The organism is Vibrio sp. 10N.286.45.E10, from assembly GCF_002874195.2.
Classification (GTDB): Bacteria; Pseudomonadota; Gammaproteobacteria; order Enterobacterales; family Vibrionaceae; genus Vibrio; species Vibrio crassostreae.
The window spans coordinates 1-23,586 of sequence record NZ_MCWD02000004.1 but is presented as its reverse complement, the minus strand read 5'-3'; the positions used below and the strand labels follow the sequence as shown (position 1 = coordinate 23,586).

General features: G+C 39.5%; 14 protein-coding genes and 7 pseudogenes. 8 read left to right on the top strand and 13 right to left on the bottom strand.

What is annotated here, in order from left to right; genetic code table 11:
- Nucleotides 1-745: 745 nt before the first annotated feature.
- Nucleotides 746-1,896, bottom strand: a protein-coding gene (locus BCU34_RS23745) for an IS3 family transposase (protein ID WP_102480628.1) whose coding sequence is annotated in 2 segments (ribosomal slippage) — nt 746-1,653 and nt 1,653-1,896 — 1,152 coding nt in all. Because the reading frame shifts where the segments join, the coding sequence is not laid out codon by codon here.
- Between the two features lie 62 nt (nt 1,897-1,958).
- Between BCU34_RS23745 and BCU34_RS23740 the strand changes: the two are divergent.
- Nucleotides 1,959-2,222 (top strand): annotated as a pseudogene (locus tag BCU34_RS23740) (IS5 family transposase); the annotation flags it as partial.
- Between the two features lie 99 nt (nt 2,223-2,321).
- Here the strand turns inward: BCU34_RS23740 and BCU34_RS23735 are convergent.
- The 3 genes from BCU34_RS23735 to BCU34_RS23725 all read right to left on the bottom strand — a co-directional run bounded on the left by BCU34_RS23735 (nt 2,322) and on the right by BCU34_RS23725 (nt 6,193).
- A complete protein-coding gene (locus BCU34_RS23735; protein ID WP_108145242.1) occupies nt 2,322-4,652 on the bottom strand; it encodes a putative bifunctional diguanylate cyclase/phosphodiesterase in 2,331 nt (776 codons plus the stop codon).
- A 183-nt stretch (nt 4,653-4,835) separates the two neighbouring features.
- Nucleotides 4,836-5,963, bottom strand: a complete 1,128-nt coding sequence (locus tag BCU34_RS23730; RefSeq protein WP_102480625.1) for an ISAs1 family transposase — start codon at nt 5,961-5,963, stop codon at nt 4,836-4,838.
- Nucleotides 5,964-6,016: 53 nt separating this feature from the next.
- A complete protein-coding gene (locus BCU34_RS23725; protein WP_413216403.1) occupies nt 6,017-6,193 on the bottom strand; it encodes a hypothetical protein in 177 nt (58 codons plus the stop codon).
- A gap of 321 nt (nt 6,194-6,514) precedes the next feature.
- Between BCU34_RS23725 and BCU34_RS23720 the strand changes: the two genes are divergently transcribed.
- The 5 genes and pseudogenes from BCU34_RS23720 to tnpC form a co-directional block, all read left to right on the top strand.
- Complete coding sequence (locus tag BCU34_RS23720; protein WP_413286284.1) at nt 6,515-7,618, top strand: ISAs1 family transposase; 1,104 nt, start codon at nt 6,515-6,517, stop codon at nt 7,616-7,618.
- Nucleotides 7,619-7,858: 240 nt separating this feature from the next.
- Nucleotides 7,859-8,848 carry an Abi family protein gene (locus BCU34_RS23715; protein ID WP_102479025.1) on the top strand — a complete coding sequence of 330 codons (990 nt, stop codon included), beginning with the start codon at nt 7,859-7,861 and terminating at the stop codon, nt 8,846-8,848.
- Between the two features lie 581 nt (nt 8,849-9,429).
- Nucleotides 9,430-9,709, top strand: a pseudogene (locus BCU34_RS23710) (DUF6444 domain-containing protein); the annotation flags it as partial.
- A 107-nt stretch (nt 9,710-9,816) separates the two neighbouring features.
- Nucleotides 9,817-10,714: pseudogene (locus tag BCU34_RS23705) on the top strand (IS982 family transposase).
- Between the two features lie 15 nt (nt 10,715-10,729).
- Nucleotides 10,730-11,872: pseudogene (gene tnpC / locus BCU34_RS23700) on the top strand (IS66 family transposase); the annotation flags it as partial.
- Between the two features lie 53 nt (nt 11,873-11,925).
- Here the strand turns inward: tnpC and BCU34_RS23695 are convergent.
- The 5 genes and pseudogenes from BCU34_RS23695 to BCU34_RS23675 form a co-directional block, all read right to left on the bottom strand.
- Nucleotides 11,926-12,598, bottom strand: a pseudogene (locus BCU34_RS23695) (DUF6444 domain-containing protein); the annotation flags it as partial.
- A 220-nt stretch (nt 12,599-12,818) separates the two neighbouring features.
- Nucleotides 12,819-14,264, bottom strand: a complete 1,446-nt coding sequence (locus BCU34_RS23690; protein WP_102530292.1) for a formylglycine-generating enzyme family protein — start codon at nt 14,262-14,264, stop codon at nt 12,819-12,821.
- A complete protein-coding gene (locus BCU34_RS23685) occupies nt 14,254-15,825 on the bottom strand; it encodes a hypothetical protein (protein ID WP_102530291.1) in 1,572 nt (523 codons plus the stop codon). The genes BCU34_RS23690 and BCU34_RS23685 overlap by 11 nt, the downstream gene beginning before the upstream one ends.
- Nucleotides 15,809-16,324, bottom strand: coding sequence for a hypothetical protein (locus BCU34_RS23680; protein ID WP_102479411.1), 516 nt, complete (start codon nt 16,322-16,324; stop codon nt 15,809-15,811). Before BCU34_RS23680 ends, BCU34_RS23685 begins: the two co-directional genes overlap by 17 nt.
- A complete protein-coding gene (locus BCU34_RS23675) occupies nt 16,311-17,294 on the bottom strand; it encodes a MotA/TolQ/ExbB proton channel family protein (RefSeq protein ID WP_157934946.1) in 984 nt (327 codons plus the stop codon). Before BCU34_RS23675 ends, BCU34_RS23680 begins: the two co-directional genes overlap by 14 nt.
- 206 nt (nt 17,295-17,500) lie before the next feature.
- Here BCU34_RS23675 and BCU34_RS23670 point away from each other — a divergent pair, with 206 nt between their 5' ends.
- On the top strand, nt 17,501-19,120 hold the full coding sequence (locus BCU34_RS23670; protein WP_102478500.1) for an IS1634 family transposase: 1,620 nt from the start codon (nt 17,501-17,503) through the stop codon (nt 19,118-19,120).
- Here BCU34_RS23670 and BCU34_RS23665 read toward each other — a convergent pair.
- The 3 genes and pseudogenes from BCU34_RS23665 to BCU34_RS23655 form a co-directional block, all read right to left on the bottom strand.
- A pseudogene (locus BCU34_RS23665) lies at nt 19,117-20,025 on the bottom strand (IS5 family transposase). The gene BCU34_RS23670 and the pseudogene BCU34_RS23665 sit on opposite strands and share 4 nt — an antisense overlap.
- A 109-nt stretch (nt 20,026-20,134) precedes the next feature.
- Nucleotides 20,135-20,722: pseudogene (locus tag BCU34_RS23660) on the bottom strand (IS66 family transposase); the annotation flags it as partial.
- Nucleotides 20,723-20,742: 20 nt separating this feature from the next.
- On the bottom strand, nt 20,743-21,819 hold the full coding sequence (locus BCU34_RS23655) for an ISAs1 family transposase (protein WP_413216401.1): 1,077 nt from the start codon (nt 21,817-21,819) through the stop codon (nt 20,743-20,745).
- 348 nt (nt 21,820-22,167) lie between these two features.
- On the opposite strand from BCU34_RS23655, the gene BCU34_RS23650 reads away from it, so the two are divergent.
- A complete protein-coding gene (locus BCU34_RS23650; RefSeq protein WP_102479703.1) occupies nt 22,168-22,356 on the top strand; it encodes a hypothetical protein in 189 nt (62 codons plus the stop codon).
- A gap of 15 nt (nt 22,357-22,371) precedes the next feature.
- On the opposite strand, the gene BCU34_RS23645 is transcribed toward BCU34_RS23650, so the two are convergent.
- Nucleotides 22,372-23,508 (bottom strand): ISAs1 family transposase, encoded by a 1,137-nt coding sequence (locus BCU34_RS23645; protein ID WP_108145208.1) that lies wholly within the window; start codon nt 23,506-23,508, stop codon nt 22,372-22,374.
- Between the last annotated feature and the right edge of the window lie 78 nt (nt 23,509-23,586).

Genomic DNA, 23,586 nt, shown 5'->3' with positions numbered 1-23,586 from the left:
AAGCCCCGCTGTATATGGGTTTAACATCCCTGCACAGCAATGAGCGATCATGAATGTATTGAGCGGCAAGCCCCGCTGTGTATGGGTTTAACATCCCTGCACAGCAGTGAGCGATCATGAATGTATTTAGCGGCAAGCCCCGCTGTATATGGGTTTAACATCCCTGCACAGCAATGAGCGATCATGAATGTATTGATCGGCAAGCCCCGCTGTATATGAGTTTAACATCCCTGCACAGCAATGAGCGATCATGAATATAATGATCGGCAAGCCCCGTTGTGTATGGGTTTAACATCTCTGAACAACAACGAGCGATCAATAGTTTCTAGACTAATTACTCTGCGCACAAAAGGTTTGAATACCTGGTTATATGTTAATGGCTAGAGGGCGTTTGTGCCTTTAGATGCTGACTTTTATTAGTAATTGTTAATGATTTCAATTGTTTAAATATCGCTGTTTTCCCTGACCCTATACCTAAAAATTCTGAACTAGATATGACTGCATAGCCTGACTGTAAGGAGGCCGTATTTGAAATTGATATGGCTGTGCAGCGTGACTATACGATGTCAGTATTTGAAAGCGGCATGACTGTACGGCATGACTATACCGTACCTACATTTGAAGTTGATATGACTGTACGGCGTGACTGCAAGGTGTTCGTATTTGAAACTGATATGACTGTACGGTGTGACTATACTGAGTCAACAATTGAAACTGATCTGCTCCAGTTAGACTGGACACCGCATTAAGCGACATATTGTTTTTCAAAGTTAACTGGACTTAGATACCCAAGGGCACTGTGCCTTCTTGTTCGATTATAATCAACTTCGATATATTCAAAAAGTGCTTGGCGCATCTCTTCTCGCGTCATTATCGGCTCGTATTGAACGGCTTCTACTTTCATTGAGTGGAAAAAGCTTTCAACACAGGCGTTATCCCAGCAATTTCCCTTCCTACTCATACTTTGTTTTAGATTATGGGCTGAGATTAAGTCTCTGTAATCTTTTGAACAATATTGGCTACCTCTATCACTATGGATAATTACCCCTTCGGGCATGCCTCTACGGAACAATGCCATTGATAGCGCATCACAGACCAGAGTCGCGGTCATTCTGGTGCTCATTGACCAACCAACTACTTGCCGTGAGTACAAGTCGATAACAACCGCCAAATACATCCAACCTTCGCTTGTCGCTAGATAGGTAATATCTCCAGCCCATTTTTGGTTTGGTGCTGTCGCATTAAAATCTTGCTCTAGCAAGTTCGGGGCAACAGGAAGCCTATGCTTGCTGTCTGTCGTACATTTAAACTTACGGGCTGCCTTCGCGACTAAGCTCTGGCGCTTCATGCTCGTGGCAATGGTTTTTACATCGTGCTTATTACCATTTGCCTCAAGTTCTTTTTGAATACGCCTTGCACCGTCGCGTTCCTTTTTATCATCAAAGACTTCTCGAACTTTGCTGTCAAGCTGCTTTCGGTGCTCGTTGCGTTGAGTGACTTTATGGCGATTATCAATCCAATAATAAAACCCACTTCGAGAAACCCCAAACACCTTAGCCATACGGACAATCCTATATTGCATAAGGTGTTCGAGCATAAACTCATAGCAATCTACTTTAGATTTTTCGCGAAGTAGGTGGCGGCCTTTTTTACGATATCTAGCTCTTCAGCTTGCTCAGCCAATAACCGTTTGAGTTTGGCATTTTCAGTGGCGAGTTCCCTTTCTCTATCGCTGATTTTCGCATCTTTTTTGACGGCTTTACGCCATCCATAAATTTGAGATTCATACAACGATAGCTGTCGTGCCGCAGCAGCGACACCGACTTTCTCTGCCAACTTAAGTGCTTCGGATTTAAATTCAGGAGCATGTTTGATTCGTGTTTTCTTAGTTGTCATTGTTCACCTCGTTAGTGATTGTACTCACTTAACTCAGTGTCCAAAACTTCTGGTGCAGATCACCTCGAAAGAATGCAGCGTTTTGGGAAGATGGGCATCCCAGAAATGAAGCTGTAGAGGCCCTGAAAAACGGAACAATAGCGGAGTGGAAATCCGAGTCTGGTTATCACTATCGCTCAATATCTGAGACCGCAATGTCTTGATATAAAGGACTAACCAGCGGTAAATTGAGCTTGAGGTGTTACAACGCTCAAGTGGGTGAAATCATGGCGAATGTCAAAGCTATAAACAAAGTCATAGGACTAGGCATGCCTGTTCGAAGCTAACGGTGAGTCACATATGGCGTCGTTGACCTTCAAGCTGATTTGATCAACAACGCCGTAAGTGTTCAGTAACAGAGTAAACGATGAGTACTAGAGCAAATCTCAGTTACTCGTATCTTCGAGCTTTTCTATGAGTTCTTTTATGCTCATAGGTTGAAAAAAATAAAAGCCTTGAATAATATCGACACCAATTGATTTCAAATATTCTAACTGCATTTTATTTTCAACACCTTCTGCCACAACATTTATTCCAAGATTCTCTGCAAGGTCTACTATTGTTTTTACTAATGCCTTCCCTTTAAGTCCGTCTTCTATCCCTTTCACGAATATCTGATCTATTTTTAACTCCGAGATTGGCGTATCCTTGATCATGCTTAAGGATGAAAATCCTGTTCCGAAATCGTCTAAAGAAAGCTTCACGCCTGCATCACTTAACTTCTTAATTTGATCGGTTGCATTTGAACCTGCTACAATGGCACTTTCAGTTATCTCTAGTTTTATTCTATTTAAACCTATATTTCTCTTTCTAGAGATATTCTTAATTAAACCTAATACTTGACCTTTATTCAATTGAATAGGGGATATATTAATAGAAATGGACATTTTTCCACCTGATAAAGAGTCAAGATATTTCATGTCTTCGATAACCTTTAGTATAATCCACTTTCCTATCTCTAATATTAAACCAGACTCTTCTGCTATCGGGATAAACCTTTTAGGAGAAATCTTTCCATATTTACTACTATTCCATCTTAGTAGCGCTTCTAATCCAATAATTTCATTTGTTCTTATGCTTATTTGAGGCTGGTAGTATACTTCTAGCTCATTATTCGGTATAGCCTCTCTCAACATTTCTCGAACTAAAAAAATCTCATTTATTTTTATATTAGTATCTATGTTATAAAATCTATAAGTGTTTTTTCCATCTTTTTTAGCATCATACATTGCAATATCTGCTTTTTTCATTAAATCTTTGTGATCTATAATACTATCTCTAGTCGTAGCTATGCCGATACTTAGATTTATGACGACTTTTTGATTATTAATTACAGTGGATTTTCTGAATTCATGGATTATTTCTGATGCCAGATTAGCTGGTTTGAAACTCGTATCCTTTGTTTTTACAAAAATAGAAAACTCATCTCCTCCGAATCGACATAGTACATACTCGCAGTTTTTTGAGATATATTTTGGGTTCATCATCACTAAACTGAGTTTTTTCGCCGTTTCCTGTAACACCTTGTCACCAAATTCATGACCTAATGAGTCATTAAATATCTTGAACTCGTCAAGATCGATAAAGAATAAAAAGCCAGAGATAACTTCACAATCTTTTGAGAATAAATTATTTATATAGTCCTCGAAAAAAACTCGATTTCTCAGGCGGGTCAAACTATCAAAGTATGTAATATCTTTTATTCGTCGATTCTGTCTTGATAGTTTCTTATTAAAGTTTACCATCAAAAGTAAAAGCTCTCTTAGTTCCCTATCCATGTCTTTTGGTATTGAAACGCTTCTAAGATTTACTTGTGATCTTTTTAATTGAGTAATAATATTCTCTATTGGTAGTATTATAAATTTATCAATATGACTTATCAGTATGAGGTTTGAGGTTGCTATGATAAATAAACAAAGTGCAAGGCCAATATACAAAGTGTTCCCGAATATATCTAACAAGATTTCGGGTCTCCACCCCACAATGTAATGAAGAGTTAAAAATGATGATTCCTTATATAAATAACTATCGGCATTTCTCTTTTTTAATTCTAATTTGTCAAGTGGAATATCATGTTCTAAAGTGATTCCATTATAGTGAATCAGGCTTTTATTGTTATATAATGCATGCCATCCCCCCTTGCCCATATGGGATGCATCCATATATTCTATAATGAAATCTAGAGGATATATCAGAGCTATGTGACTATAACCTTTTTTATTTTTATTTTTATTTTTATTTATTTTTTTTATCAGCTTAATCCAAAGTTTTTCTTTGAATTCTATAATTTCCAAATACTCATCAATATCTTTTTTCGATATTTCAGCTATAATGTTATTATAAATTTCATTGTTTCCGTTTTTATCGTTTGTTATTGTTTTTCTTTCTGTTGTATATTTCGCATCTCTATTGTTATCTATTATGTAATATAATGTATTTTTTTCATTATCAAGAAAATATTCATTAAAATCTAGTTGTCTTATTTCTGGGTTAAGGTTATTTTCAATTATTATAATTATCGTTGATAATGTCGATAGTATGTGATCTATTTTCTCCTCTATTATCCACTCGAATCTTTTATTTTCTTCCGATAATAAGAATTCTATCTGAGTTTCAATGTGAGATTTGTATGTATAGTAGGAAGAGGAGATTATTAATATTATCTGTATGATTATAGACACTGTTGACGTTACTATAAGTCTTTTTTCTAATTTCATTATATAACCTTCACTTTTCGTCTAACAATAATTAATTCAGGAAATTTTATTCTGCGTTGTTAGTAGTGATTGACCTATTGTTCGCTCGATAAAAATCAGTGTAGTTGTAATTCCCATCAGGTACCAGTTAAAGAAGTTAACTGATCTAACAGGGCGAGAGCATCAGGGCGTCCGCATGAATGGTTAAGATTTAGCCATCGATGTAAATCCAGCCATAAGAACTTGTTCCAAGTAGGCAGGCTTCATCATACACCGCTTCTGTTTCATCGGTACGCTAATCTTGGTTGACTCAGCTCTGAGCATGTTCAGTGCCATATGTCTTAATCCCGCCATGTTTTCAGCAGCATTTTCTCTATAAATCTGACAAGCATCTTCACCCATACTGACATCTAAAATCCAATGCATGGATTCAATGCCCCAGTGGGCACGGATAGCCTCTCTTGCCTGCTCTGAGGTCAGTTCTGCTGAACTAATGTAGTAACGATACTCCAACTCTGGAGCCTTGCCTTTTGTTGCTCGGTAGTTTTCGACCATCACAATACTGGTTAACCTATCCCAAGTGGAGAAGTCACCCTCCAACTCACGAGCACTCAGGATATGACAAGTACGCGCTTCAATCCGGCCCTTCTGCTTCTCAACTTGATACCTATCCCAGTCAATCGGATCTCGCCGGCGTGAGGAGAAGGCGGACTGAATCGAGGCCGCTAACTTGCCTTGATTACCCTTAACCGATAATAAGTAATCACCGCCTTTGCTCGTGATAGCCTTTGCTATCTTAGTCTGGCAGGCCATCGCATCAATCGTCACGATAGCACCTCGTAAGTCGAGCATCTGGAGGAGTGCAGGTATCGCTGTGATTTCATTACTCTTAGCATCGGTTTTTAGCTGACCTAATACGAGTTGATTAGCACAGGAATAAGCACTCACCATGTGAATGGTGCTTTGCCTGTCGTTTCTGTCATAGGAACCCCGTAAAGTTTTGCCGTCAATGGCTACCACTTCACCACCAGTTAACTTGTGCACTGCTTTCATCCAGGCTAGAAAGCAATCTCGGAACTCTGCCGGGTCGATGTTTGAAATCAGACGAGCAAAGGTATCATCAACCGGCACACCTTTTTCGAATAAACCATGTTTAAGAAACCATTCATGGTGTCCGAGAACATACTCGCGAATATCAGTCCAGCCTTGACCTCCGGCTATTACGGCACAAATTGAACCAAATAAAATGTCGAACAGAGGATAGTCTACTTTTGCGCTTTGTCGTTCGTCTCGAATGATGCTGAAATACGTTTTGATGGTATCTAAATTCATGGGTGCTCCTCAAAAGAGGAGAATAAGATCACAACCAACCCATCAGGTCAACGTTAGTCAACCATTGGGCGAAAAATGTTCATGATCTTGCCCTGATTAGGGAGGTGTGTAGGATCACTTAAGAGTAGATCTACATGAGATTTTAAGGCTATCACCTGCTCTAATGGTAATTTTTCTAATAAGATTATTACTTTATCAAAGGATGAACCTTCTACTAATTCTTCACTCATAGTTTAATAACCCATTTATTGATATATATGTCAACAATAACTATAGCTACAAAAGTACAGGTTGTGATTAAATTAAACTTAATGATACATAATTAATGTGGAATATCATGAGCGGGACGATGGAAATCTCGGATAGCATAAAGCCTCACCAACAGCTTGTGACATGGTTCGGTCGACGGTTGTTAAGAGTGCGAAAGGCCTGTCCGCTAACAAGGGCGGGATCGAACTTTAATCATTGAAAATAAAGGATTTATTTTACAGGGAACTTTTTTAGATAATCACGATCTGATCATGAAGTAAAAAAACATGAGAAATTCGCACATGATTATCATTGAGAAACTTAAAAAAGTGAAAGATACCCGTTCGCACATCAATCAAGTTTATCCTGTTATGGAAGTCGCTTTCGTGGTCATAACAGCCATGATTTGTGGTCAAAATAAATGGACAGAGATTAAGGATTTCGGTGAAGGAAATATCGAGTGGTTACGTGAGTATTTCCCCTACGAAAATGGTCTTCCCACTCGACATAATATAGCTGCGATCATGAGCTCCGTTGTGCCAGAGACGCTATTGGAAGCTATGGTGGGCTGGGTCAATTTGCACAGAGAGAAGCATGCTCAGCCTATAATCAGTGTTGATGGGAAGGTTCTAAAAGGGGCAAAAGCAAGCAAACAACAGCACCCCCTCTATATGGTTTCGGCATTTGATGTAGACGAGGGTTTGACTCTCACACACCAACCTTGTGACGGCAAAGGTATGGAGCTGCTAGCAATAAGAAACATGCTAGACGCTTTAGATATCAAAGGATGTTTATTAACTGCTGATGCCCTGCATTGTCAGGTTGAAACACTGAATAAAGTGGTTGATAAAGGTGGAGATATCCTAGTACAAGTTAAACTGAATCAACCAAGTTTATTAGCAGAAATTGATGTGCAATTCCAAGACTATTGGGCTTTGCCTGAAGATAAACAGGAATCTTACATTACGGAAGATAAAGGGCATGGTAGAAAAGAGGTTCGTGAGGTTTACGTGCTTCCTGCAGCCTTTAGCGAAGAACTCAGAGAGAAGTGGTGTCTAGTAAAAAGCATTGTTGCAGTGGTAAGAGATAGGAGTGTCAAAGGGAAAGGGAGTTATGAAACTTCGTACTATATTTGCACAGACTATTTATCTTTAGAGTTAGCCACAAAGGCAACAAGAAAGCACTGGCACATAGAGAATCAGCAGCACTGGGCGTTGGACGTTATTTTTAAAGAAGACGAGCAGCGAATTTACGCCGGGGATTCGGCGTTGAATATGGCTTGTTGTCGTCGCTTTGTGCAGAACCTATTTAGAAAATCAGAGGGTAACTTGTCTGTACCAAGAAAGATGAACCAAGCCGCATGGAATAAAGATTACAGGGAAAAAGTTCTTTTTACATCAGATTAACAAAGTATATTCTCGCCCTTGGAAAAGGCTCTAAATGGATAATAGTTACCAGATCTGATCCCTTAAATTAGGAAAAGTTCAAATTTATAATGATCTTGCCTTACAGCGAAGATGTCATTTGGGCATTAAGTAATTTGAATCTCAACCAAAATTGATTATAATGAGCTTAACAATGGCTTCCTCCAGAACTTCGGTTCGTAAGAGTGGAAGCTTTTTTTTGCCTAAAATTCAGAGATGCGCATGACGGATTTAGTGCCATACAGAAAACCTTACCTTACCAGTGAACAACTTTGCACCAAGCTAGCAGAACAAGGTTTAAAATTTGAAGATGAACAAGCTAAAAAGTTCGCTGCCAATATCCTAAGCCGTTGCAGTTATTATCGCTTTAAGGCTTATTTATCACCTTTCCAAGATGCCGAAACAAAGATGTATAATGGAGATACATTCTTTTCTCATGGTTACGAACTCTATCAATTTGATGCCGAGCTGCGTAGTTATCTCTTTAATATAATTGAAAAAGTTGAAGTTGGAGTTCGTTCTTCCTTTGATCAATGGATGACAAATCAAACAAACAACCCTTTCTGGTATTTAGATTCAGCCTTGTTTGTAAATAATGGTAACCAAGTCAAAACTGTTAGCCGAGTTCGCGATATGTTTATAGGCTCACAGGAACTTTTTGCACAGCATTACCAAAAAAAATATTACAACGAGTTTTGTCCATTCTACCGAGATCTTCCTCCGGGTTGGGTGGCTATTGAACTAATGACATTCGGCAATCTAGTAAATCTGATGCAAAGCTTAAGCCTTGAATCTGTTCGCGACTTAAAACTAGACCGATTTGCGAAGAAAAAACTCGATGTAGAAAATTTCACTTCACTTTGTTCATGGATGGTAGCCCTACAACAAGTTCGAAATCATTGTGGCCATCACACGCGCCTATTCTCACGTAACTTACCCGCACCAAACGGTATCAAACGAATTATGAGCAACGGCATTCCTTTAGTAAGAACTCGACCAAACCCAAACAAACGGGAAGAAGATCAGTTGAACCGCTTATATACTTCGGTAATTGCGTTACAAAGAATATACTCAGGGCTTAAATTCGAGGAAAAGCTTGGACCTGCGTTAGCCCACTTGTTTGATAAATATCCGATAGCCAATCGTTTTATATCTGCAATGGGCTTTCCTGCGGAGTGGAAGCAAGAACCTTTGCTTTTCGAACTTAATTAAACCAGCCTTATAATGATTTTGATGACCTCTATGTAAGGCGCATTTGCCCCATTGTGAGTTTCGCCAAAAAAGCCACGCACTAGGACGGATGTGTTTTGACCAAACATAACTAATCTGAAACCCAAAGTTCATAAAGTACGAAAAATGGGTATCAGAGTGCAGGTCTTAGTTCAAAGAAAGTCGATGACTTTTGCCCTACAAACCGCTCTTAAAACGTCAAAAACTTACAAAGCGTTATAGAAACATACCGCTTTGTTCAAATGTCTAAAATCTTCGCTAAGAGCGTTTGAGGCGGTCTGAGGGCTGTTTCTGATAACAAAGTCACATATTTACCATACATGGTCGCCCCAGTTTGCCAAGTATCCACGCTCTAAAAAATCAAACTAGTTAAGATTGCAGTCATACATCCGGACTTAGTTCGGCATATTCGCCGCTGTCCCTAAAGGATTTCGCTGACCCAAGCCTTATCATAATAACGGTAAGTGTTCACCAAGCCCCTATTGACAGAAAAAGTGTGACACTCAGCACTTGATCCACTTTTTACTATTGAGTGATCATTCCAGTGCTTCATCCTGTTTGTTATGAGCAGAAAGAAAACCCCTAAATTTCAAGAGGAACCTCCCGTAGCCTCTGACCTTAATGAAGCAAACGCACTGATTGAAGAGTTGTGGGAACAGTTGCGCCACCTTACCGATAAACAAGCAATTAACTCCAAAAATTCATCGAAACCACCTTCGTCTGACAACCCTAAGGACAAGCATGAGCGAAAAAGATCAAAGCTCTGGTGGTCGCAATTCGAGAGGAGCTAAAGAAGGCCACACAGGGCATCAACGAAAACTCTCAGCTCTAAAAGCAACGGATTGTAGTTAACCTGAACTCTGGATAAAATTTGAATAAATAATGAACTAAAAGCTCGTTCAGAGATCTGATCACTCGACTAGTCTGGTAGACCTCAAAGGAGAACGAGCATGGATAAATTAATTGAAACTTTTTGCGATGTAGATGACTTTTGTCAGATGTTTATTGAGCAGTGGCACAATCAAATCATTGAAAGTGGTGAGAAAAAGCGCAAAAGAACATGTAGGTTAACTCCCGCTGAGATAATGACTATCCTCATTCACTTTCATCAATCTCACTATCGCGATTTCAAGAATTACTATCTCAATTATGTCAGTAAAGAGCTACGCAGCTATTTTCCTGAACTGCTCAGCTACACGCGATTCCTCGGTGTTACTGCAAGCGTTGTTATTCCTATGTGCTCTTATCTCACTTCCAAATTGGGTAAGCCAACAGGTATTCAATTTGTTGATTCAACAAATTGAAGTCTGTCATATCATCAGAGCGAAGAGAAACAAGGTGTTTGACGGCATTGCCTGTCATGGTAAAGGAACTATGGGATGGTCGTTCGGTTTTAAGTTGCACCTAATTATCAATCACTTAGGTGAAATTATTTCATTAAAACTTACCAAAGGTAATGAAGACGATAGAAAACCCATTCCAGAAATGTCTGAGGGACTATGGGGTAAACTCTATGCAGATAAAGGTTACATAAGTAAAGCGCTAACAGGCGAGCTTCTTGATAAAGGAATAGAGTTAATTACCACTGTGAGAAAGAATATGAAGAAAAAGTTCATATCTTTATGGGATAGAGTACTATTAAAAAAACGCTTTATAATTGAGACAGTTAATGACCAGTTAAAGAACATTTCTTACATTGAACACTCCAGACATCGCAGTATACATGGCTTTATGTTGAACTTAACTGGTGGTCTGATTGCTTACTGCCTTAAAGATGACAAGCCGAGCCTGGATCTAACAGCCCAAGAGTCTGAGCTGTTAGATATGTATGGTTTAGTCGTTGCTTAACCAGATCTCAGGTTAGTTATCGATTGTTTCCCTGAAGTGTGCCCTTGCTGTGCCCAGTCAGATATCGATATTCAAGGTGGTCCTTACTACCGCCATCAGGTCTTCGATATTCCAAAACCCACTGTCGATATCACTGAATACCGTTTATTTTCAGGTCAATGCCGCCATTGTAAAGAAACAGTGAAAGCTCGAAAGCCCGACAATGCATCACAAGGTATTATCGGTCCCAATTTACTCAGCTACATTGGCGTGCTTGCGGGACAATATCATCTCAGCGTTCGAAAAATCCAATCACTGCTCAAAGAACAGCTTGGCACAACCTTTTCGGTCGGTGCGATTAGCGAAGCACAAACCAAAGTCGCTTCAATGTTGACTCCATTGCATCAAGCGATAAAACAAGCGTTAAAGAAAGCCCCTTTGGTTCATGCCGACGAAACCTCTCATCATAGGAATGATGAGCAAAGCCTTCGTTGGTGTTGGTTAGTGGCCAGTGATGACCTCGTCTATGAACAAATATTGTATTCTCGATCGACCTCCTCAGCGAAAAAGGTCATTGATGAAGACTATGCAGGCATTGTGGTGAGCGACCAGTGCCCAAGCTATAACTGGATAGCCGCAGACCGTCATCAGCTATGTTGGGCACATGTGAAACGCAACCTTCAACAAATGGCGGATTATAGTGGCGGTGGCCATACTGCTTATATTGGCAAGCATCTATGTTTGCTGACGAACGCCATTTTCCATACTCGCCATCGTTATGAGCAAAGTGAATTGGATTATTCACGGTACTTGCGGCGAATGCACAGGCTACAAAAATCGTTCGACCATTGGTTGAGCAAAGGGAAAGGTGTGATGGTCAAGCGGTATCGAGGGCGATGCAAGTTACTGCTCAAACATAGAGAGAGCTTGTGGGTTTTCCTCAAGAAAACGTCAATCCCCTTAACCAATAATGAAGCCGAGCGATGTATTAGAGGCTTTGTAATCCAAAGGAAAATTAGCTTCGGAACGACCTCAGATGCAGGCGATAAATTCCGTAGTCGTATCCACACACTCATCGAAACTTGCAAAAAGCGGGGTCTATCAGCAATGTCAGTGTTGAGTGAGATCATCACGTCAGTCGTTGAGAAAAAACCGTACCCAAACGTCTTTAATCTTTAAGGCGTACCCGTCCTTTTTAATAAAATCAAACTTTCTTGGTGAACGTTTACGTTTAACGCTTGTTTTATCGCTTGATGCAATGGAGTCAACATTGAAGCGACTTTGGTTTGTGCTTCGCTAATCGCACCGACCGAAAAGGTTGTGCCAAGCTGTTCTTTGAGCAGTGATTGGATTTTTCGAACGCTGAGATGATATTGTCCCGCAAGCACGCCAATGTAGCTGAGTAAATTGGGACCGATAATACCTTGTGATGCATTGTCGGGCTTTCGAGCTTTCACTGTTTCTTTACAGTGGCGGCATTGACCTGAAAATAAACGGTATTCAGTGATATCGACAGTGGGTTTTGGAATATCGAAGACCTGATGGCGGTAGTAAGGACCACCTTGAATATCGATATCTGACTGGGCACAGCAAGGGCACACTTCAGGGAAACAATCGATAACTACATCCGTTGCTTTTAGAGCTGAGAGTTTTCGTTGATGCCTGTGTGGCCTTCTTTAGCTCCTCTCGAATTGCGACCACCAGAGCTTTGATCTTTTTTCGCTCATGCTTGTCCTTAGGGTTGTCAGACGAAGGTGGTTTCGATGAATTTTTGGAGTTAGTTGCTTGTTTATCGGTAAGGTGGCGCAACTGTTCCCACAACTCTTCAATCAGTGCGTTTGCTTCATTAAGGTCAGAGGCTACGGGAGGTTCCTCTTGAAATTTAGGGGTTTTCTTTCTGCTCATAACAAACAGGATGAAGCACTGGAATGATCACTCAATAGTAAAAAGTGGATCAAGTGCTGAGTGTCACACTTTTTCTGTCAATAGGGGCTTGGTGAACACTTACGCTAGATAGGGCTTACTCTCACTTTAGCGCTTTACACAAGTTGGCAATCGAAGAGGCCAAAAAAGACAAAAACTGACCGTAGATAAGGTAGAATAATGAAATCATACTTCCGAAACTTCACGGGAATATAACCCTCAATCCTAGTGTGTCTGCACGGTAGTGAGGAGAAATACTCTGCATGTAGTGAGGGTCTAGAGTCTGCTCAGTGGGAATACGAAAGTTTCCGCCTTTGTAGATCATTTCTATCCCTCCTCCTGAAGTAATAATAATACTTGACGTCCATTCAGAAACATTACCAAATAACCCGCAAATAGTGGCTCCGGAAGAAGAGCATGTCTTCGAGACTTCCTGAATTCCAGACACTGTTTTAGGAGCGTGATACACATCGTTGAGAGTTTGCATATATATGTTGGTCCATTCATCCTGAGTAGGGAGTCTTCCTCCGGCCCATACAGCAAAAGCGTGAGCAGACCACCAATCAACTCCTCGAACAGGATTGTTAGGAGATAAGATCTGAGTTTTCCAGTCTAACGGATCATACGAGTGCTCTTTTGGTTGGTTGCTCGAAGAAAACAAATTCAAATGTACTAATGGGTCGAGTAGGAATTGATTATACTGTCCTACCGTTATCTCATGGATAGAAACTTGAATACTGGTACTATGGTTTTCAAGATCAGAATCTGCCAACAAGGAAGAATTGACGTCACTCTTAAAGTAGCTAGCGGGTATGGCCAATAGCGACTGTTTAGGCACTCCAACTAAATAGTTACTATCAGGAATTTTAATAGTGCCTTGATCATGTACAAAGGTGTCAAAAATGCAGCGGAATCCTACTTGCTTACTTTTGGTCTTTGGATGAGCAGTTCGGTAAGACAAGTTCAGTGATGACAATATACTGTCTTTATCGAAGCCGTTCCCACCTTTAATTATTCCAGACTGATCACTTAGAACCCATTCTGATACATTACCAGATAGATCGTGGATGCCGTTAGGCGTTGACGTGCTTATTACCTTGCCACAACTTTTTGTCGTGTTGAAAATGGGGTCAATATAAGGGTTATCGTCGTTTGAAAAAGAGTTACCCCATGGATAAAGACGCCTTTCTATACCCGTAGCCGCAGCTTCCCATTCATACTGAGTAGGCAGCCGCCCACCAACACTATCGCAATATCGTTGAGCTTGCAGGAAGTTAACTCCTGTTACTGGTGAACTAAGTTGCCCACTTATTTTGTGGCTAAACGTCGTCGAACGCTCTTCTCTCCCTGGAGAGTTTTGTACAAATTGATTAAATTCTTTTTGTGTTACCTCGCACCTCTGTATAAATTTGTTTTTTATATTTATTTCTACTTCTGGCTGTCTCAATGAGTCCCTGATGTTATGGTTTTTTGATATATAAGAACGATTATCATCAATAATAAGATCTAAATAGTGGTTATCGCTTTTAACTTTCAAATTATTGACACTCAAAGCCGGAATGTCATTCAGACTAGACATAGTGCTTATGACTATAACCAATGAAAATGAAAAAAATATAACCAAGACAAAATAAATATTATTTTTCATGATATACTCTTTTTAAGACTTTTGAGGAAAAAAGTAAAAATAAAACAAACAAAGCTATGAATAGTATAATCGCTACTTTAACAGATTTACTAACAATAGGTGGCTTGTTGGTAGCTATGACATCGCCTTGAAGGCTTGGTTTACTCTCTTCAGCTGGTAAAACTAACTCTCCCGTATCAGTACTATATTCTGAAAATATTAGTCCAAGCGTAACTTGACGTGTTTTGGAGTCTAAAACTCCGACCAGTCTCCACTGAGGGTTCTCACTTTCAATGTTATCCACATAAAGCAATATTGAGTTTCTGTTAAGCTTGATCCTATTCCCTTTATGAGGTAGTGGATATGTACTGAGATTGATTTCTAAAAAATTATCTGATGAGTTGTCCAGAGGCGTAAGAATAGATGAATTATATAAGTTAATTTCATTTACTGGCCTACCTTTATACAGACCAATTGCCGCAGATCCTTCGTATTTTTCTATTATATCCACGCTATAAAAAGAACGAGAATTATCTAAGTTAATAAGATAAATAAGATCGCTTGCCCAGTACTTGAAGTTATTTGTATTTGATGTTTTTTCGACAATTTCACTAACTTCTATTGGGTTGATTTTCTCTAAAGAATCAAATGTACCGTTTGCTATTTTTGTATTTCCCTGGAACATTATTGCATAACTCACAGCAAGAGTATGGACAAAATCAACATTGTTTTTTTTAGAGCTTAATACTGGCATCCCAACAAGATTTATCGTTGAGTTTATGTCGACTGATGTATCGAGTAAGTCATAATTTTCATTATATGAATGGTTGTCGCCAATATTCAATGAGTCTTGAACTATGAATGAATCATCAATATTAGGAATATCAACACGCTCTGATAAGCCCTCCTCAAGTAGGCCATTTTCACTTCCTTTTTCAGAGTCTTTACCAGTAGTACCTTTACCAGAAGATAGAGATTTTATATTGGAACCCTCATTATTTATACCCTCATCATCTGATCTTTTGTCAGCAACCTTCAATAAACTTCTTCCATATTGACTCACCATCTCTTCGCCCATAAAGTGCCAATGTTTTGGCTTTAGTTTATGGTCTTCTAGAACCGACATGAACAAATAATAGTTTGTTATGTCATAGATATCGACTCTGAAAAACATCTTATTAACTTTAGATAGACTTGAGAGATAACTGTCGAAACTAGAATCTTGAGTCAGCAATGATTCTTTCGTCCAGAATCTCTTTGATTGAACTTCATAAACACCATTCTTTAAAAGTTCGAATATTGGAATTTTATCTTTGATAATCCTTTTTTCTAATGGGCTATTGTAGTAGTCATGTAAGACTGATGGAGGACTACTTTTCAATGAATTCATAACTAAGGAAGAAGCGATCTCTCGACTTAGTATGACGGTAATCTCTTTTACTTGCTCGACTTTGATAGATTCTTTTTCTTTTTCACCGATTATTACAGTTATTATTAAGATTAATAATATGATCACGCCATTTGCTAAAATATCGGACAGTGTCATGCTGAAAGTATTAAGAATTTTATTTTTTCTGACCATTATTCTTATCTATATAGTAGGGTATATCCCCTAGGTTGATCGCCTTCATTGTATTTCCATCTACTATCATCCAACCTATAGAGACTCTTTTTCCTTTATATGTCTTTTGTATGCAGTCTCTAGCTTTCCTCATCGTACCTACACTATTCTCTAAGATAGAAAATATGATTTGAGAATTTTTTTGAGAGTAGATTTTTCTTGTGTAATCTATAAACTTGCTGTTGGAGCCGCATATATCATCATATTTTTCAAATTCCCCGGTCTCGATAATAAACAAGCTGTCAGGATAAGTGATAATAACAAAACCATTTCCGTTTTCTCCCCACTTTATCTTGAAATCCCCCTCATCTGATAATCTGTCTAATCTTTCTTCAAGTCTAGCACTGGAAAGAAGGTTAATGATTAGGAATAAGACCATCAGTATCGCGAAAACACCGCCAAACACTTCTATACTTGCAATGCCCTCATTACTCTCTATATTGTCTCTACTTTTTTTCATATTCACCTCTTTCTAGATGAACTTGAAGTTCAGATATATATTTTCTTTCTGAATTAGAAGAAACCAGAGTAAAGAAAGTTGAGATAATACCAAGTGATAGCGCTACAAGTGTTGTGTCAAATGCAATACCAAGAGGAGCAATGGCTTCACTTATACCCTTGCTCATATTGCTCATGCTATCATCGTTAGAAATCACTATTTGAATATTCTCAGAAGATAGTGATATCCCTAACACAGTACCAATAAATCCTAGAACAGGAATTGACCAGTTTATGAATGATGGTAGTTGAAATCTTCTATAATGTGCTTCTTCAATAATCGACATTCTGGTATGTATAGGTATAGTGATCATTGAATTATAAGTGTTTAGGTTTCTACTTCTCTTTAGCTTTAAAAGATTTATTTTTGAGTTACAAAAAATAGAGAATGTATCAGAAATACACCAGAAAAATAAAAATAGAGTAATTGGAGGAATAGCTCCTCTATCTAATAGTTTTTCACTAATGTTAATAGTATAACTTTCTTTATAAATGTATACCATTACCAAAGTGAACAGTGTAATTGGCATGGCTACTAGAAAACTATAGAAACTATGGTTTTTATTCTCAACGTCATAAGAATAGTCTTTATTATTATTGCTACAATAAAATATTATAGAGTAAGATATAATACTGAATGATATAGCTATAACAGTTTCTCTTAAGTTTGAAAATGCACCAGAAAAAATCAAGTTGTATATTGTTATTGACGCGTAAGAGAACGACGCTATACTGATTATCACCTGAGAAGCAATAATGACATTTAAAGGAGTGTACTTAACCCTAAGCAATAACGTTACGTTAATAATTAAAATAGTCGATATAAAAGATATAAAAATGTAGTTTGTGTTAATGTATATAGAAACAATAAGTGTCGAAAGCAATGTAAGTATATTTAGTAATCTTATTATTTTCATATCAATAATTTCCATTTCCATTTTCATTAAGATAAAGCATACCATTACAACTATAGTATAAACTTATCGAAGTGCTAGGTTTCTATATATCCGTCATTCCGCAGCCAATTATAGATTTAAATTAGTGTGATCCCACGATCATTTATCAATAATGATTGCAGTTGAGACTTGACGCAGATCCCCCGTTTTGATCTATTACTTTTATTTGCCGGTAACTTGCGATGTCTGCTCCTCAACCTGTCATAAAACGCTTAGATCATCTTGGATTAATCGCTGCCTTCTGTCATGAGATTGATTTACCCGGGCTTATCGACCGCATAATTCCTAAGTATTCAGAGCATAATGTCTCACACGGTGATGCCGTTCTAGCCATGATTTTGAACGGTTTAGGCTTCCATAGTCGAACATTGCATATGTTTTCTGACTTTTTCGAGACAAAGCCAGTATCAAAGCTGCTTGCTAAAAACATAGAAGCGCACCACTTAACTGATGATGTTCTTGGGCGCACATTAGGTGCTTTATTTGAAGCTAATGTATCTGTTTTATATCAACTTATTGCAGAGCATACCGTTGCAAAATTGGGCCTCAAGACAGAGTCTGTCCACCTTGATATAACGAGTTTCCATGTTGATGGTGAATATGCTCAATCAGCAGAGGATGACATTAATTCTATTCAACTCGTCAAAGGTTATAGTCGAGATCACCGACCTGAATTGAATCAGGTTGTCCTTGAATTAATTTGTGAAAATCAAGCAGGGCTCCCTGTTTATATGCAGGCTCTCAGCGGAAACACGAACGATGCAAAAGCATTTGCAGAGGTCACTAAGCGCCATATTCACTGCCTTAAAGCCGCGCAAAATAGTCGTTACTTTATTGCTGATGCAGCTTTATACACGTCAGACAGTATTTGCTCACTTGATGAACAAAAGCAGAAGTTCATTACACGCGTCCCAATGACCATTAAAATGGCCAAACAAGCTCTACTGGCATTATCGCCAGCGCAATTAGAGCCTATCGGTAATGGTTATTCGGGGCACTGGATTGAATCTGATTATGGCAACGTGAAGCAGCGATGGTTGTTAGTGAACAGCGAGCAAGCGACAAAGCGAGAAGAAGCCACTTTTTATAAAAATTTGGATAAAAATCTGACCAAAGAGCTTAGATCTCTAGCTCAATTAGCTAAGAAACAATTTGCCTGTACGACTGATGCACAAAAGGCTATGAGTGAATTTCAGAGTCAATGCCAACTGTTGAGTTTCGAGCAAAGTGAGATACGGCAAGTGCCGGAGTTTGCTGGCCGAGGGCGCCCTAAAAAAGATGATGATCCAACTGGATACCACTACAAAATTGAAGCAAATCCGTTCACTGATTTAGAAAAAGTAAAACTCGCGAAGCTTAAAGTTGGCATGTTCATTCTTGCGACCAATGATACTGAAAGTACCGATCTCGATATGACTGCGTTACTGGAAGACTACAAGTCACAACAGAAAGTCGAGCGAGGATTTCGCTTCCTTAAAAGCCCTGAGTTTTTAACATCATCTATCTTCTTAAAAAAACCACAACGCATCGAAGCTTTACTCATGATAATGACCTTAAGCCTAATGGTTTATGCTGGACTCGAGCATAAGATACGTGAAGAGTTGGCTGTTACTGAAGAGTTTTTTCCAAGCATGGTTAAGAACAAAACCACATCTAAGCCAACTGCTCGCTGGGTGTTTTTAAAATTTGAAGGGGTCGATACACTTGAGTTCGGTGAACAATGGTTTATCACCGGCATTCAAGACCATCAGAGGCGATTGCTTCAATTGCTAGGTAAGCTGTATGAAGCAATTTATTCCTAAATGAGGTGCGGAATGTCGGCTGTAATCTTGTTCAACGCTTTGATCATAGCGTAAGTCTCGCCAACCTGAGCGTTGTAATTTCTTAGGCTTAGTTTCCCATCTAACAACTGTTTTACCCGATACATTGCTGTCTCTGAGAGCGAGCGCTTATGATAACCATACCGCTTTTTCCACTTCTTGTTGGAGCCGTACAGCTTCTGGCAACCTACCGCCAGATTGCGAGGATGTCCTTGTTCCCAGAAGGCTGCTCCTTCCCTTGGCGGGATGAGCGGAACCGCTTGCTTTATACGTATTGCATCATGGCAATGTCTTGTGTCATAAGCACCATCACCTGATATCTCAATGATTTTACGACGTGTTTGCTTAAGTAGGTTAGGAAGCACTTCGGCATCGGTAACGTTAGATAAACTCAGCTCTGCTGCGATTATTTCGTGGGTGCTGGTATCCACTGCTAAATGTAGCTTACGCCAGACTCTGCGCTTCCCATCAGTACCATGCTTTTTGACCTTCCATTTACCTTCGCCATAAACCTTGAGACCAGTGGCATCGATGGCCAGATGCTGTATCACGCCTCTGGTTTTGGTTTTAAATGAAACCTCAACTTCCTTAGCTCGACGGCTTATACAGGTGTAATGCGGACAAACAAGCGGTATGTTAGCCAACTTAAATACGGAGTCTAGAAAATCTTGCAGCGCTCTCAATGGCATAGAGAAAACGCGTTTTACCATCAGTGCGGTAGTAATGGCTAGGTCGCTGAATTGACGAGGCCTGCCGCGCTTGTTCTGTTTGCTTTACTTCCATTCGCTTATAGCTTCTTCATCAATCCAGAAAGTGAGTGAACCACGATTGATTAGGGCTTTGTTGTACTGTTTCCAGTTAGTTGTTTTGTAACAAGGTTTAGGCATAAGGCTACGATGATTAACTGATGTAGCCGATCAGATCGTAACTTCCTGATTTAGTGTAAGCGTTCACCGAGGTATCTTGACTTACCACGCCTGAAGAAGCATGTGCAGTTTATAGATCAAAAACATTCGGGTACGGTTTCTTCTCAACGAATGACGTGATGATTTCACTCAATACTGACATTGCTGATAGGCCGCGCTTTTTGCAAGTTTCGATGAGTGTGTGGATACGACTACGGAATTTATCGCCTGCATCTGAGGTCGTTCCGAAGCTAATTTTCCTTTGGATTACAAAGCCTTTAATACATCGCCCGGCTTCATTATTGGTTAAAGGGATTGACGTTTTCTTGAGGAAAACCCATAAGCTCTCTCTATGTTTGAGCAGTAACTTGCATCGCCCTCGATACCGCTTGACCATCACACCTGTCCCTTTGCTCAACCAATGGTCGAACGATTTTTGTAGCCTGTGCATTCGCCGCAAGTACCGTGAATAATCCAATTCACCTTGCTCGTAACGATGTCGAGTATGGAAAATGGCGTTCGTCAGCAAACATAGATGTTTGCCAATATAAGCAGTATGGCCACCGCCACTATAATCCGCCATTTGTTGAAGGTTGCGTTTCACATGTGCCCAACATAGCTGATGACGGTCTGCGGCTATCCAGTTATAGCTTGGGCACTGGTCGCTCACCACAATGCCAAGGGCGCGAATATACTTTGTTAATCTGATGTAAAAAGAACTTTTTCCCTGTAATCTTTATTCCATGCGGCTTGGTTCATCTTTCTTGGTACAGACAAGTTACCCTCTGATTTTCTAAATAGGTTCTGCACAAAGCGACGACAACAAGCCATATTCAACGCCGAATCCCCGGCGTAAATTCGCTGCTCGTCTTCTTTAAAAATAACGTCCAACGCCCAGTGCTGCTGATTCTCTATGTGCCAGTGCTTTCTTGTTGCCTTTGTGGCTAACTCTAAAGATAAATAGTCTGTGCAAATATAGTACGAAGTTTCATAACTCCCTTTCCCTTTGACACTCCTATCTCTTACCACTGCAACAATGCTTTTTACTAGACACCACTTCTCTCTGAGTTCTTCGCTAAAGGCTGCAGGAAGCACGTAAACCTCACGAACCTCTTTTCTACCATGCCCTTTATCTTCCGTAATGTAAGATTCCTGTTTATCTTCAGGCAAAGCCCAATAGTCTTGGAATTGCACATCAACTTCTGCTAATAAACTTGGTTGATTCAGTTTAACTTGTACTAGGATATCTCCACCTTTATCAACCACTTTATTCAGTGTTTCAACCTGACAATGCAGGGCATCAGCAGTTAATAAACATCCTTTGATATCTAAAGCGTCTAGCATGTTTCTTATTGCTAGCAGCTCCATACCTTTGCCGTCACAAGGTTGGTGTGTGAGAGTCAAACCCTCGTCTACATTAAATGCCGAAACCATATAGAGGGGGTGCTGTTGTTTGCTTGCTTTTGCCCCTTTTAGAACCTTCCCATCAACACTGATTATAGGCTGAGCATGCTTCTCTCTGTGCAAATTGACCCAGCCCACCATAGCTTCCAATAGCGTCTCTGGCACAACGGAGCTCATGATCGCAGCTATATTATGTCGAGTGGGAAGACCATTTTCGTAGGGGAAATACTCACGTAACCACTCGATATTTCCTTCACCGAAATCCTTAATCTCTGTCCATTTATTTTGACCACAAATCATGGCTGTTATGACCACGAAAGCGACTTCCATAACAGGATAAACTTGATTGATGTGCGAACGGGTATCTTTCACTTTTTTAAGTTACTCAATGATAATCATGTGCGAATTTCTCATGTTTTTTTACTTCATGATCAGATCGTGATTATCTAAAAAAGTTCCCTGTAAAATAAATCCTTTATTTTCAATAATTAAAGTTCGATCCCGCCCTTGTTAGCGGACAGGCCTTTCGCACTCTTAACAACCGTCGACCGAACCATGTCACAAGCTGTTGGTGAGGCTTTATGCTATCCGAGATTTCCATCGTCCCGCTCATGATATTCCACATTAATTATGTATCATTAAGTTTAATTTAATCACAACCTGTACTTTTGTAGCTATAGTTATTGTTGACATATATATCAATAAATGGGTTATTAAACTATGAGTGAAGACTTAGTAGAAGGTTCATCCTTTGATAAAGTAATAATCTTATTAGAAAAATTACCATTAGAGCAGGTGATAGCCTTAAAATCTCATGTAGATCTACTCTTAAGTGATCCTACACACCTCCCTAATACTCTTTCTGAGGAGGAATCATTGTTTATTGCCAATTTATATAAAGAAAAATAGATAGTATCCTTAAGGCTAGCGCATTTTAACCGCAGACTCTAAAAGCACTGAGCGGTATTCATCATTCAGTGCTGCATTCTTTTTCTTTCGAGCCATACTCATCTTTTGGGTTGTATCAAACTTAAACAAGTTGAGGGCTATTTTCCTTAACGCATTAAAAGCCAACGCGCCATTTCCTTTTCTAACTCGGCATTCATCTTCTCTGAAGGTCATGTCTAACATCCAGTGCATACTCTCTACTTGCCAATGACCACGGACAGCTTTAAGTGCTTGTTCTGCATCTAATTCCAGTGAACTGATATACCAACGAGTCTCTTTGCTAACCTTGCCTGTTATGGAGTGCTCGACCTCAGAAGTGATTTTAATAATGCTTCTAAGTCCCTCCCACTGATATTGTTTAGTCAGCCATTCTTTATCAACCACAAGGTGCTCACAGTGTCGCGTCTCGATTCGACCATGTCCTGCGTCTACATCCGTGTGTTGAGCATCGTTCTTCTCGGTGAATTGCTCTCGACACGCCTTATGCCACCAAGCTTCTAGCTCTGCCTGCATCGTTGAGTGATTCCCTTTTAGGGCCAAGACATAGTCCGCTTTGCTTTGAACTATTTGTTTGGCAATCTTGCGCTGACAACCCATCGCATCGAGTGTGATGATGCAGTTCTCTATATCAAGTAAGGTTAACAATTTAGGAATAGCGGTTATTTCATTGCTTTTATCGTCAACGGCGGCCTGACCTAAAACAAGTTGGTTGGAGCAACTCCACGCACTCACCGAATGAAGCGGATTTTTTCTTCCGCGAGTATCGAAAGAGTGGCGTGCTGTTTTGCCATCTACGGCAATGATATCAGTGCCTGTCGTTTGAACTAGCGTCTTCATCCACGACTGAAACGCTTGCTCAATCTCATCTGCTCTGAGTTTGGTGATAACTTTTGTAATTGTATCGTGACGAGGGATGCCATTGAGGAATGGACGGTATTTACGAAGCCAATCTAAACGATTATGGCCGAAATCTTCGATGTCCTCCCAGCCCTCCGCGCCAGAAATCACCGCACTAATAGCAAGTAAAAGAATATCTAAGAGTTGGTGTTTTTTACATCGTTCAATGCGAGGGTCAGCGATGTTTTCGAAATGCTCTAGAAACGAATCAGACATGGAAAAGGCTCTAAATGGATAATAGTTACCAGATCTGATCCCTTAAATTAGGAAAAGTTCAAATTTATAATGATCTTG

Bases quoted from the DNA above. Each gene is read 5' to 3' on its own strand.
- BCU34_RS23715 (WP_102479025.1), top strand. From the start codon at position 7,859: ATGACGGATTTAGTGCCATACAGAAAACCTTACCTTACCAGTGAACAA.
- BCU34_RS23645 (WP_108145208.1), bottom strand. From the start codon at position 23,508: ATGTCTGATTCGTTTCTAGAGCATTTCGAAAACATCGCTGACCCTCGC.
- BCU34_RS23720 (WP_413286284.1), top strand. From the start codon at position 6,515: ATGATTATCATTGAGAAACTTAAAAAAGTGAAAGATACCCGTTCGCAC.
- BCU34_RS23735 (WP_108145242.1), bottom strand. From the start codon at position 4,652: ATGAAATTAGAAAAAAGACTTATAGTAACGTCAACAGTGTCTATAATC.
- BCU34_RS23685 (WP_102530291.1), bottom strand. From the start codon at position 15,825: ATGGTCAGAAAAAATAAAATTCTTAATACTTTCAGCATGACACTGTCC.
- BCU34_RS23680 (WP_102479411.1), bottom strand. From the start codon at position 16,324: ATGAAAAAAAGTAGAGACAATATAGAGAGTAATGAGGGCATTGCAAGT.
- BCU34_RS23650 (WP_102479703.1), top strand. From the start codon at position 22,168: ATGAGTGAAGACTTAGTAGAAGGTTCATCCTTTGATAAAGTAATAATC.
- BCU34_RS23675 (WP_157934946.1), bottom strand. From the start codon at position 17,294: ATGGAAATTATTGATATGAAAATAATAAGATTACTAAATATACTTACA.
- BCU34_RS23730 (WP_102480625.1), bottom strand. From the start codon at position 5,963: ATGAATTTAGATACCATCAAAACGTATTTCAGCATCATTCGAGACGAA.
- BCU34_RS23670 (WP_102478500.1), top strand. From the start codon at position 17,501: ATGTCTGCTCCTCAACCTGTCATAAAACGCTTAGATCATCTTGGATTA.
- BCU34_RS23690 (WP_102530292.1), bottom strand. From the start codon at position 14,264: ATGAAAAATAATATTTATTTTGTCTTGGTTATATTTTTTTCATTTTCA.
- BCU34_RS23725 (WP_413216403.1), bottom strand. From the start codon at position 6,193: ATGAGTGAAGAATTAGTAGAAGGTTCATCCTTTGATAAAGTAATAATC.